At 63.7% G+C, this 12,136-nt stretch carries 12 protein-coding genes; 1 reads left to right on the top strand and 11 read right to left on the bottom strand.

All coding sequences use genetic code 11. From position 1 onward, the window contains the following. Positions 1–127: 127 nt before the first annotated feature. The 11 genes from ABIC09_RS33945 to ABIC09_RS33895 form a co-directional block, all read right to left on the bottom strand. Complete coding sequence (locus ABIC09_RS33945) at positions 128–886, bottom strand: outer membrane lipoprotein carrier protein LolA (RefSeq protein ID WP_148752835.1); 759 nt, start codon at positions 884–886, stop codon at positions 128–130. Between the two features lie 152 nt (positions 887–1,038). After that, entirely contained in the window at positions 1,039–3,510 is a 2,472-nt protein-coding gene (locus ABIC09_RS33940) for a DNA translocase FtsK (protein WP_148752765.1), read from the bottom strand. A 9-nt stretch (positions 3,511–3,519) separates the two neighbouring features. Further along, positions 3,520–4,734: an aminotransferase class I/II-fold pyridoxal phosphate-dependent enzyme gene (locus ABIC09_RS33935; RefSeq protein WP_148752766.1), complete on the bottom strand. Its 1,215-nt coding sequence runs from the start codon at positions 4,732–4,734 to the stop codon at positions 3,520–3,522. 306 nt (positions 4,735–5,040) lie between these two features. Further along, a complete protein-coding gene (locus tag ABIC09_RS33930; RefSeq protein ID WP_354111985.1) occupies positions 5,041–5,445 on the bottom strand; it encodes a GFA family protein in 405 nt (134 codons plus the stop codon). 223 nt (positions 5,446–5,668) lie between these two features. Beyond that, on the bottom strand, positions 5,669–7,117 hold the full coding sequence (locus tag ABIC09_RS33925) for an ammonium transporter (RefSeq protein ID WP_148752768.1): 1,449 nt from the start codon (positions 7,115–7,117) through the stop codon (positions 5,669–5,671). Positions 7,118–7,155: 38 nt separating this feature from the next. Beyond that, the gene (locus ABIC09_RS33920) at positions 7,156–7,494 is read right to left on the bottom strand and encodes a P-II family nitrogen regulator (RefSeq protein ID WP_027535364.1); all 339 of its coding nucleotides are present in this window, start codon (positions 7,492–7,494) and stop codon (positions 7,156–7,158) included. Positions 7,495–7,887: 393 nt separating this feature from the next. Then, entirely contained in the window at positions 7,888–8,490 is a 603-nt protein-coding gene (locus ABIC09_RS33915; protein ID WP_354111984.1) for an ATP-dependent Clp protease proteolytic subunit, read from the bottom strand. 40 nt (positions 8,491–8,530) lie between these two features. Then, positions 8,531–8,881 carry an SRPBCC family protein gene (locus ABIC09_RS33910; protein WP_354111983.1) on the bottom strand — a complete coding sequence of 117 codons (351 nt, stop codon included), beginning with the start codon at positions 8,879–8,881 and terminating at the stop codon, positions 8,531–8,533. Continuing rightward, positions 8,878–9,192: an ArsR/SmtB family transcription factor gene (locus ABIC09_RS33905; protein ID WP_148752771.1), complete on the bottom strand. Its 315-nt coding sequence runs from the start codon at positions 9,190–9,192 to the stop codon at positions 8,878–8,880. Before ABIC09_RS33905 ends, ABIC09_RS33910 begins: the two co-directional genes overlap by 4 nt. A 41-nt stretch (positions 9,193–9,233) precedes the next feature. Further along, positions 9,234–10,535: an ammonium transporter gene (locus ABIC09_RS33900; protein ID WP_148752772.1), complete on the bottom strand. Its 1,302-nt coding sequence runs from the start codon at positions 10,533–10,535 to the stop codon at positions 9,234–9,236. 137 nt (positions 10,536–10,672) lie between these two features. Further along, positions 10,673–11,011: a P-II family nitrogen regulator gene (locus tag ABIC09_RS33895; protein ID WP_008142802.1), complete on the bottom strand. Its 339-nt coding sequence runs from the start codon at positions 11,009–11,011 to the stop codon at positions 10,673–10,675. 235 nt (positions 11,012–11,246) lie between these two features. Here ABIC09_RS33895 and ABIC09_RS33890 point away from each other — a divergent pair, with 235 nt between their 5' ends. Beyond that, positions 11,247–12,134 carry a DUF4339 domain-containing protein gene (locus ABIC09_RS33890; RefSeq protein ID WP_354111982.1) on the top strand — a complete coding sequence of 296 codons (888 nt, stop codon included), beginning with the start codon at positions 11,247–11,249 and terminating at the stop codon, positions 12,132–12,134. The last annotated feature ends 2 nt before the right edge of the window (positions 12,135–12,136 follow it).

The following is a 12,136-nucleotide window of genomic DNA, read 5'->3' as shown; positions in this document are numbered from 1 at the left end:
ATCAGAGGCCTCTCAGCCAAATTAGGCCAAAAACCAGCGATCATCCGCTTCCGCTTCAGCATCGCAGCGTAACCGCGAGATTCTTGCCCAGCCTCTTCGCTTTGCCCACCCTACGGCACCACGGGATTTACCCCGGTGACGGCACGCTGTAATTGGTGAAGTCGATCTTGAACATACTGGGATCGAGCTTCTTGCTCGTGTCCAGATTATAGACCGCGAATGTGGTGTCGTAGCCCTGAGGATCGGTCACCGTCCATTGCTTCAACTGGCCGTCCTTGGCGCCGAGCATCAGCAAGAGGCGACTGGTGCCGACCAGCGCCTGCTTCTCCTCGATGGTGACGCTGATGAAGAGGTCGTCGGCTGTGACACTGACGACGTTGGTGTCCTTCATCAGGTCGATGCGATCGGATAGCAGGAAGCGGAGCGGTGTCTGTGACAGCGGATAGACGTCCTGCGTCGCGAGCTTGCGGTCCCGCACCACGAGGGAGGATCCATCGGCAACGATGTCGATCGGGCTCGGCGGATCATATTCGACGCGCATCTTGCCGGGCTTCTGGATGTAGAAATCGCCCTGCGTCTTGCTGCCGTCGGGGCCGACTTGGACGAAATTCCCGACCAGCGTCGACAGCGAGGACAGATAGGCGCTGACCTTGGCCGCCTGCGCCTTCTGGTTCGCATCGAAGGTCTGGAAGATGCTGCTAGGTACGTTGCGGCGCGGATCGGGAATGACCGGATTCGGTGGCGCCTGCGTCGCGCCCGTGATCGACGGTCCGCCCGAGGGCGGAGCAGCGTCGCGGCCCTTCGGCGCGGGTTTCGGCACGGGCACGGTCTGTGCAAACGACGCCGCGGTCACCATCGCGGCGGTGACGAGAAGCACGCCCGCCACGCGCGCGCTGCGCGCAGCGAAAGAGGCGGCGAATCGAATGTCCGGATGTTGGGTCAACGCGTCGTCCTGTGTGGCTGGGCGTCGTTTTAGCGTGATTTCGGGCAAAAGCAGATAACGTTTTTGCGTGAAATAGGACTTTGAGGCGGCTTGCCTCACATATGGCTGTCTTCTTCCTCGACCAGAATCTCGCGCTTGCCGGCGTGATTGGCGGGTCCGACGATGCCTTCCAGTTCCATGCGCTCCATCAGCGATGCGGCGCGGTTATACCCGATTTGCAGGCGGCGCTGGATGTAGCTGGTCGAGGCCTTGCGGTCGCGTTTGACGATGGCAACGGCCTGCTGGAACAGGTCGCCGCCACCATCCGCGCCCATGCCGCTGGCGTCGAACACGGCGCCGTCCTCGTCCTCGGTCGGCTCTTCGGCCGTGACCGCTTCCAGATATTCCGGCTGGCCCTGCGTCTTGAGGTGGCGCACCACCTTCTCGACTTCCTCGTCCGAGGCAAAGGGGCCGTGCACGCGGCTGATGCGGCCGCCGCCGGCCATGTAGAGCATGTCGCCCTGGCCGAGCAGCTGCTCGGCGCCCATCTCGCCCAAAATGGTGCGGCTGTCGATCTTCGAGGTGACCTGGAAGGCGATGCGGGTCGGGAAGTTCGCCTTGATGGTGCCGGTGATGACGTCGACCGACGGACGCTGCGTCGCGAGGATCACATGCAGGCCGGCGGCGCGCGCCATCTGCGCGAGACGTTGAACGGCGCCTTCGATGTCCTTGCCGGCGACCATCATCAGGTCGGCCATTTCGTCGACGATGATGACGATGTAGGGCAGCGGGTCGAGCGAGAGCTTCTCTTCCTCGTAGATCGCCTTGCCGGTTTCCTTGTCGAAGCCGGTATGCACGGTACGCGTCGGCTCTTCGCCCTTGGCTTTCAACTCGCCCAGGCGCGTGTTGTAGCCGTCGATGTTGCGCACACCGAGCTTGGCCATGTTCTTGTAGCGCTCTTCCATCTCGCGCACGGCCCATTTCAACGCGACCACCGCCTTCTTCGGATCGGTGACGACGGGAGTGAGCAGATGGGGAATGCCGTCATAGACGGAGAGTTCGAGCATCTTCGGATCGACCATGATCAGCCGGCACTGATCCGGGCGCAGCCGATAGACCAGGCTGAGGATCATGGTGTTGATCGCGACCGACTTGCCGGAGCCGGTGGTACCGGCGATCAGCATGTGCGGCGTGCGCGCGAGGTCGATGATGACGGGATCGCCGCCAATGGTCTTGCCGAGGCAGAGCGGCAGTTTTGCAACCGTGTCGATGGTCTCCTTGGCAACCAGCAGCTCGCGCAGATAGACCTTTTCACGATGCGCGTTCGGCAGCTCGATGCCGATGGCATTGCGACCGGGAACGACGGCGACGCGCGCAGACAATGCGCTCATCGAACGCGCGATGTCGTCGGCTAGCCCGATCACGCGCGACGACTTGATGCCGGGTGCCGGTTCGAGCTCGTACAGCGTGACGACCGGACCTGGATTGGCCTTCACGATCTCGCCGCGCACGCCGAAATCCTGCAGCACGCCCTCGAGCGCACGCGAATTGGCTTCCAGCTCGGCCTTGCTGAGCGGCTGGCGATCGCCGGCCTTGGGCGCAGCCAGAACGGACACGGACGGTAGCTCGAACTTGTCGGAGGATTTCCTGGACGCGGGTTTCGGTGCAGCCTTCTTGCGCGACGCGCGCGCGGGCGCTTCCTCTTCCTCCTCCTCGTCTTCCTCTTCTTCGTGCTCGTGGTCGTAATCCTCGTCCGCGGACTGCGGTGAGATCGGGGGCGCGGCGCGGCCGCCGAGATTGGGTTCCTGCCGGCTGAACGAAACTGCCTTGGTCTTCGATCCGCTCGAGACCAGCGAGCGATAGGCCGCGCCGAATAGCCAGATCAACCGCGCCTTGGTGCTCATCAGCGCGTGGAACAGCCAGCCCAGCGACACCGAGCCACGATCGCTCTCCTCGTCTCCGTCGAGCGGCTTGTCGTCGTCCTCGATCTCCGCGAGCTCTTCGTCATGCTCGCGTGCGCCGAGCCCGCAGGCGATCAGGAAGGTCGCAGCCAGCGCGACGAACAGGATGATTCCGAGCACCATGCGATAGATTGCGCCGGGCGGCCCGAAGATCACCGCGGGTGCGCGCACCAGCGCATCGCCGACCACGCCGCCAAGCCCGGTCGGCAGCGGCCAGGCGCCACCATGCGGCCAGCAGCTGACAAAGCCTGCCGCGATCACGGTGCAGAGAATCCAGCAGCCGAGCCGCAGCGCCTCGCGATCGAATGGGCGATGGGTCATCATGCGCCAGCCCCACACCGCAACCGTCAGGATCAGCATGATCGCGCCGAGGCCGAGGATCTGCATCGCGAGGTCGGCGCCGATGGCGCCGGCATAGCCGAGAACGTTGTGGATCGGCCGCGAGGTCGCGTGGCTGAGGCTCGGGTCCTGCACCGACCAGGTCATCAGCGCGGCGGACGCGACGCCCGAGAGCGTGATCAGGCCGAAGCCGGTGAGCTCGCGCACGCGCCGGCTCAGCGCCTCGCGGATCGAGGGCGGCAGATGGCCAACCAGGGGAATGACACGTTCGATTGCCGACATGCTCATGGGCCCCGCCTAACCCAGAGTTTCGACCAGCCGGTGCAGCGCCTGCGCCGTGGTCTCACTATCCTGCACCAGCGCCAGGCGAATGTAGCCGGCGCCGGGATTGAAGCCGTCGGGCTGACGCCGCGCCAGATAGGAACCGGGCACCACGCGCACGCCGGCTTCCCTGAAAAGCCTGAGAGTCACGGAGACATCGTCGCCGATCTCGGACGTATTGAGCCAGACGCAGAAACCGGCGTCGGGCCGGCGATAGCCGTAACGATTGCCGATGATCTGGTCGGCGAGATCGAACTTGATCCGGTAGAGCCTGCGGTTCTCCTCGACATGCGCCTCGTCGCCATAGGCAACGGTCGCGACATGCTGAAGCGGCACCGGCACCTGCGGCGCCGCGATGTTGCGCAGCTCCAGGAACATGCCGATCAACTTCCTGTCGCCGGCAGCGAAGCCGACCCGCAAGCCCGGCAGGTTGGAGCGCTTCGACAGCGACTGGAACGCGACCACGCGGGTGAAATCGGGGCCCGCGCATTCGAGTGCGCTGCCTGGTGCTTCGCGGGTGTAGATCTCGGAGTAACACTCGTCGCTGAGGATCACGAAGTTGTAGCGATCGGCGAGGCTCTTCAGGCGCGTGAAATAATCGCGCGACGCGACCGAGCCCTGCGGATTGGCGGGTGACGCCAGATAGAACGCCACCGTGCGCGCGAGCGTCGCTTCGTCGATGGCGTCGAGATCGGGCAGGAAGCCGTTTTCGACGGTGGTCGGCTGATAGACCGGCTCACAGGCCGCGGCGCCGGCGCCGGCGCCATAGACCGGATAGAACGGGTTCGGCATCAGGATGGCGGGCTTGCCGGGACGCGGGCCGACATAGCGCGCTGCTGCGATCGCGGCGAGGAATAGCCCCTCTCGGCTGCCATTGAGGACGAGAATCTCGCTCTTGGGGTCGAGCGGTCGCGGCAGCTTGAAGCGCGACGACAACCAGGCGCCCGCTGCCTGGCGGAACGGCTCGGTGCCCTGGTTCATCGGGTAACGGCCGAAATCGGCGATGTGCTTGGCCAGCACCGGACCGACGAAGTCAGGCACCGGATGCTGCGGTTCGCCGACTGCGAGCGAAATCAAGGGCTTGCCGGGCTGATGCGGCGCCAACAGCTCGTTCAGCCGGACGAAGGGCGAGCGTTCGTCGTCGGAGCTTCCACCGGCTAGCGGCGCACGGGATGAAGCGGTCATAGCCATTCTGGGCGCCAGCACTCTTGGAACGGCCGGCACATGGATATGCCGGCGGGAAAGCGGTTCAGTTCACCATAGATAGGGCGAGGTTAAGACGCGATTAACCATCGGCAGGCCGACCCGTCCAGAGCGGGAATAATGAGGCCGGATAACAACGGGATGCATGGTGCTCAGGGCCCCCGCTTCTCGTTACACGGGACGCGACGTCATGGCCGGGCTTAGTCCCGGCCATCCACGGCCTTTCCTGCCGCACCAAGAACGTGGATGCCCGGGACAAGCCCGGGCATGACGAGTTTCCCGACATAGGCCCGTTCAGTGCGCTGGCAGCTTCTCGAACGTCGCCATGCCCGCGGGGATCGCGTGGAACTCCTGCTTGTCGCAGGTGTAGATCGCCATCTGGGGATGGAACTGTTTCGGCTCGTCCAGCGTGCCGACCTTGAGGATCGCGGCCGGCAGGCCCGGAACCTTCGTCACCAGATGCGTGCCGCATTCGGCACAGAATTCACGGGTCACGGCGCGCTCGAGATCCTTGCGGGTGAACTGCTTGGGGTGGCCGGTGATGTAGCTAAAGCCGGCCGCCGGCATCGCGATGAAGGTGTTGGGCGCGCCCCCCGAAATGTACTGGCACTCGCGGCAGTGACATTGGGCCTGCATCATCGGATCGCCCTCGGCCACATAGCGCACTTCGCCGCAATAACATCCGCCTTCCAAACGCATGACGACCTCCCGTTTTGTTGTTCGTTGTGGCCGTTATTTCTGCGCCGGCAATCTGGAATGGCAATCCTTTTCTTCCCTTGCGCTGTCAAAAAGAATCCCGCCAAAAAAAAAGGGGCTCCAACTTGCGCTGGAGCCCCTCAACGGTCGGGGCATTGCCGGGTATGTGCCCAAACCGTAGTTGTGGACGCGATCCCCGAGGAGAGATCGCGTCCGGGAGGACTGGTTACATGTTGTAGGCGCGCTCGGTGTGGTCGGTGATGTCGAGACCTTCACGCTCGCTCTCGACATTGGCGCGGAGGCCAACGATCACATCGACGACCTTGTAGAGGATCGCCGAGCCGACGCCCGACCACACCAGCGTGGTGCAGACGGCTTCGATCTGGGAGATCATCTGCGCCGCGAAGTCGTAATCGGCAACCTTGGGCGGGATCGCGGTGTAGTCGATGATGCCCGCGCCACCGAGAGCCGGATTGACCAGGATGCCGGTGCCGAGGGCGCCGATGATGCCGCCGATGCAGTGCACGCCGAACACGTCGAGCGAGTCATCATAGCCGAGCGCGTTCTTCACCACGGTGCAGAAGAACAGGCAGACCACGCCGACCACGAGGCCGAGGACGATCGCACCCATCACGCCGGAGAAGCCGGCGGCAGGCGTGACGGCCACGAGACCCGCGACAGCGCCGGAGATGATGCCGAGCACCGACGGATGACCCTTCACGATCCACTCCGCGAACATCCACGACAGCGCGGCGGCTGCGGTGGCGACGAAGGAGTTGGTCATGGCGAGGGCTGCGCCGCCGTTGGCCTCCAGGTTGGAGCCGGCGTTGAAGCCGAACCAGCCAACCCAGAGCAGCGAGGCACCGATCATCGACATCGTCAGCGAGTGCGGAGCCATCAGCTCCTTGCCGTAGCCGGTGCGCTTGCCGATCAGAAGCGCGCCGACGAGACCTGCGATGCCGGCGTTGATGTGCACCACGGTGCCGCCAGCGAAGTCGATCGCGCCCTTCTTGAAGATCCAGCCGGCGTCGGCGTTGATCTCGTCGAGCTTGGCCTGAGCCGCAGTCTTCGCTGCGCCATCAGCCGCGGCAGCGAGAGCCTTGGCTGCATCCTGGATCGCGTCCGGGCCGGGCCAGTACCAGACCATGTGCGCGATCGGGAAGTAGATCAGCGTGACCCAGAGCGGGATGAACAGGGCGATCGCCGAGAACTTCATGCGCTCGGCGAAGGCGCCGACGATGAGGGCGGGCGTGATCGCCGCGAACGTCATCTGGAAGCACACATAGACGAGCTCCGAGATGTTGGCGTCGACCGAGAAGGTCGCGGCCTTCGAGTCGGTGGTGACGCCCATCATGAAGGCCTTGGAGAAGCCGCCGATGAAGTCGGAGCCGCCGGTGAAGGCGAGGCTGTAGCCGTACACGGCCCAGATCACGGTGACGATGCAGACGGTGTAGAACACCTGCATCAGGACCGAGAGCATGTTCTTGGAACGAACGAGGCCGCCGTAGAACAGCGCGAGACCCGGGATCGTCATCAACAGCACGAGCACTGTCGATGTCAGCATCCAGGCGTTATCCCCCTTGTTGACCGTTGGCTCGGCATAGGCTGCGGTCGCAGCGAACAGGCCGACTGCGAGAGCCGCCAATCCCGCGCCATAGGGACGCTTAAACGTCATTTCATTTACTCCTGATTGAATTTTGGTTGAGCGCGAAATCAAAGGGCCGCGGCGTCGGCCTCGCCGGTGCGGATGCGGACCGCATGGTCGAGGTTGATGACGAAGATCTTGCCGTCGCCGATCTGTCCGGTTTTCGCAGCCGAGGTGATGGCGTCGATGGTCTTGTCGACCTGCTCGGAGGCGACAGCGACTTCGATCTTGATCTTGGGCAGGAAGCTCACGGCATATTCGGCGCCGCGGTAGATTTCCGTATGGCCTTTCTGGCGGCCATATCCCTTGACTTCCGTCACCGTAAGACCGTGAACGCCAATGGCGGTCAGGGCGTCACGGACTTCTTCCAGCTTGAATGGCTTGATAATCGCCATAACAATTTTCATGGGTCCTATCCCCGCTTGGGCCCGGTCCGGACGTGGCCGGGCGTTTCTCGACTGGTTCGCCACGAGGGAGAAGTTCACTACGCGGGCACAGCCAGGACCGTTAGAATCAAATGCCGTGCCAGATCGGGCGGCTTGCCTAACGGACTATGAAAGCGGGGCTTTTCGCGTTTGGCGGGCATTGCGGTGCAGTGCGCCATTACGTCGCGCTCAATCCCTGGTCAGGCCTGATCAAAAAGCAGGCATGACAGGCTGTCGACACATTTGCTGCTCACGCGTCGGGCAGCTGAGAGGTAACTGACTACAGAAGATGCTGGCGGAAGGGTGTCGCCGTGCTGTGAAATATCGAAGCGGCTCGCGGCATGCTCACGGGATACGCGCAACCGACCTGGACCGTCAGGCCGGGTCGCGCTCCGCAAAGACCCGGTCGATCAATCCCCATTCGACCCCCTGCTGCGCGGTCATGAAGTGGTCGCGGTCCAGGGTCCGTTCCACCTCCGCCTCGGAGCGCCCGCAATGCTGCGCGTAGAGCCGGGTGATGCGCCGCTTGGTTTCCTGCATTTCGTTGGCATGGATCAGGATGTCGGACGCCTGGCCCTGGAAGCCGCCGAGCGGCTGATGCACGTGAAGGCTCGCATTGGGCAGCGCGGCGCGGTGACCGGGCTCGCCGGCCATCAGCAGGAACGAGCCCATCGAGCGCGCAGTGCCCATGCACAGCGTATGAACCGGCGCCTTGACGAACTGCATGGTGTCGTACATGGCCAAGCCACTGGTGACCACGCCGCCATAGGAGTTGATGTAGAGATTGATCGGCCTGTTCGGATTGTCCGCCTCCAGGAACAGCAGCTGCGCGCAGACCAGTCCCGACATCGCATCATTGACCTCGCCGTTGAGGAAGATGATGCGCTCGCGCAGGAGCCGCGAATAGATGTCGAAGGATCGTTCGCCGCGGGCGGATTGTTCGACAACCATAGGGACGAGCTGAAGCATGTCGCGCATCGGCGACCTCCATGTCTGCAGGTGATGAAGTCTTTTGTTGTTAGGCTGCCGCGCGCATCAGGCAGCAATTGCTGTTAGCCGGCTGCGGCAGCGTTACATCGCAGGCCTGCTGAATAATGCGGAAGCGGGTGCCGCCGTCTTCGTTCGGCTCGATCCGGAAGATGACGTGGCTCTCGCGAAACGGCGGCTCTGAATCACGAAGCCGATAGCGCACCTCTTCGCCTGCGATCGTAGATTCCGGCTCGGCGCCCGCAAGGTCGCAATCCGGCAGCCAGCGCTCGCGCAAGGCCGGAATGGTCACGGCGCGCCAGACCTTTGCCGGCGGTGCATCGAAGTCATATTCGAGCACAAGGTCTGCGTCGGAGGAATCAGGCTTTGCTGCGTCGCTCATTGATCCATATCCTTCAAGAGATCGGCGAGTGCTTCCATGCGCTTCGGCCAGTAGGCGCGGTAGCGCGCAAGCCATGCCCCGATGGCCACGATCCCGTCCGGGTCGACTGCGTAATTCACAAAACGGCCCTGCCGCTGTTCGCGCACGAGGCCAGCCGCGCGCAGCACTGAAAGGTGCTGCGACATCGCCGGCTGGCTGATCTCCAAGCCGTCGCGCAAAGCGCTGGCATTCAGGCTGCCGCCAGCGAGCTTCTCAAAGACTTTTCGGCGGGTCGGGTCGGCCAGCGCCTTGAAGATGTCGGCTTCGATCATGCCAACACATAAGCACGTACTTATGTGTTGCGCAAGCCCGATTACTGAAGCGCCTCGCCGTGCTGCGAGATATCGAGCCCCTCGAGCTCGTGCTCGCGCGACACCCGCAACGGCACGAACAGGCCGACCAGCTTGAGCAGGACAAAGCTCACGCCCGCAGACCAGACGAAGGTGACGGCGACGCCGTAAAGCTGGATCAGCAGCTGCTGCGGATGGCCCTCGAGCAGGCCGGCCGTGCCGCCGATCGCGCTGGTCGCGAACACGCCTGCGAGCAGCGTGCCGGTCAGTCCGCCGATGCCGTGGACGCCGAACACGTCGAGCGAGTCGTCGTAGTCGAAGCGGTGCTTCAGCCACGTGCAGGCCCAGTAGCAAATCCCGCCTGCGGCGATGCCGATGACGATGCCGTGCCACGGCGCGACGAAGCCGGAAGCCGGCGTGATGGTGCCGAGGCCTGCCACTGCGCCCGAGATCATGCCGAGCACTGAGGGCTTGCGCCGCGTCGACCATTCGATCGCGCCCCAGGTCAGCGCGCCGGAGCAGGCCGCCAGATGCGTCGCGATGATCGCCATCACCGCGCGCGAATTGGCAGCACCGGCCGAGCCGCCGTTGAAGCCGAACCAGCCGACCCACAGCAGGCCGGTGCCCATCACCGCGAGCGAGAGATCGAACGGTGACAGATTTTCGGTGCCGTAGCCGTGCCGGCGTCCCATCACCTTCGCCGCCACGAGGCCGCCGGTGCCGGCCGACAGATGCACGACGAGGCCGCCGGCGAAATCCAGCACGCCCATGCTGTTGAGGAAGCCGCCGCCCCACACCCAATGTGCCAGTGGAATGTAGACGAAGATGAACCAGGCGACCGAGAACAGCAGATAGGCGGAGAAACGCATCCGGTCGGCGACCGAGCCCGCCACCAGCGCCACCGTGATGATGGCGAACGTCATCTGGTACAGCATGAACAGCGCTTCCGGGATCGTCTTCGCTGCCGGGTTGACGCTGTCCATGGTCATGCCGGCGAGGAACCAGCGGTCGAGTGAACCGATCCACGGCCCGCCGCCGACGAAGCACAGCGAATAGCCGAACGCGACCCAGAGAATGGAGATGATCGTCACCGCGGCAAGGCTTTGCGCCATGGTCGCGAGCACGTTCTTCTTGCGCACCATGCCGGAATAGAACAGCGCAAGCCCTGGGATCGTCATCATCAGCACCAGCGCGGTGGCGACGATCATCCAGGCAGTGTCGGCGGTGTTGATCTCGGAGCCTGCGGCGTGCGCCGGCGACGCCATGACCAAAGCAAATCCGATCGGCGCAGCCATAGCAGCTGCGCGGCGTAACAATCCCGCCATGTCATTCCCCCGGGCATCAATTGACGTCGCACGCTGTGGCATCGTTGCCCGGTGCGATCGAAGAAGGCTGTATCAGAGCGTTTTCGAGCGAAGTGGATACCGGTTCGCGTGAAGAAAACGCGTCAAGACAAGAAAGTTTAGAGCGCGTCGCTGTCGGTCTCGCCGGTGCGGATGCGCAGCGCGTGGTCGATCGGTGTGACGAAAATCTTGCCGTCGCCGATCTGCCCGGTGCGGGCGGTCGCGGTGATCACGGCGACCGCCTTATCCGCGACGTCGGAGGCGACCGCGATCTCGATCCGCAGCTTCGGCAGGAAGTTCACGACATATTCCGCGCCGCGATAGATCTCGGTGTGGCCCTTCTGGCGGCCATAGCCCTTCACCTCGGTCACGGTCATGCCGTGGACGCCGATCGCCGTCAGGGCCTGACGGACCTCATCGAGCTTGAAAGGTTTGATGATCGCGACGACGAGTTTCATGGTCAGGCCTGTTTCCCGGGATGCGCCGCGCCGTATGTCCCCGGCGCTGCGTCAATCTGGCATCTTTCCGGGCAAATGGCACAAAAAACTTGCAGGTAGAAGCGGAAAAACGTTCGGAGGTGTGAACGGCCGCCTCTGTACAGGGCAGCCGTTCATCCTTCACAATGCATTTTTGGCATGGATGCGGTGAACCCGCACCTGCCCAGCGGTACAAAAGTATTTTAGGGGGCGCGTCATGGCGAGTTGGTTCTACGCATCCGAGGGCAAGCAGCAGGGGCCCTACCCGGAGGGACAGTTCCGCGACCTCATTACCCAGGGCGTCGTGCGCGGCGATACGCTGGTGTGGTCCGAGGGCATGGCGGGCTGGCAGAAGGCGGCCGAAATTCCGGGATTGATTGGTGGCGGCGCGCCGCCGATCACTCCGGCCGGAGGGCCGCCGATGATGGGCGGCGGTGGCTATACCGGTGCGGGTAGCGCTGCCGGCGGGTCGCTGTCGGTCGATTTCGGTATCCTCGACTTCACCTGGCGAACGCTGGTGATGCTGATCGGCTCATGCTTCATCATCCCGATTCCGTGGCTGTTCGTCTGGTACACGCAATGGATCGTGTCCTGCGTGAGGGTCCCGGGCCGGCCGAACCTCTCCTTCACTGGCACTGCCATGGCGATCGTGCCGTGGTTCTTCGGCTTCATCGTTCTGGCGATTGTCGTCGGCTACACCGGCATCCAGATTTTGAGCACGGCACTCTACATCGCCCAGATCGTTCTCTACTGGATGCTGCTGAAATGGATGGTCGCGAACATCGCCTCCAACGGGCAGCCCGTCGGCCTGAGCTTCACCGGTTCGGTGCTGGGCTATATCGGCTGGAACCTGCTGTTCGCGATCTCCATCATCACCATCATTGGATGGGCCTGGGTCGCCGCAGCCCAGCTGGGTTGGGTGTATCGCAACATCCAGGGCACACGCCGGGAGATCATCTTCAGGGGCAGCGGGCTCGGGATCCTCTGGCGCGGGATCGTGGCGGCGATCCTGTGCGGCTTCATCATCCCGATCCCGTGGGTCTATCGCTGGATCATGAACTGGTTCGCATCCCAGACCGAGCTCGCGCCGCGCGGATCGCTCTAGCG

The organism is Bradyrhizobium sp. S3.12.5, assembly GCF_040548225.1.
Lineage (GTDB): Bacteria > Pseudomonadota > Alphaproteobacteria > Rhizobiales > Xanthobacteraceae > Bradyrhizobium > Bradyrhizobium cytisi.
The sequence above is the reverse complement of the archived record's forward strand: the minus strand, read 5'-3'. Positions and strand labels throughout refer to the sequence as shown.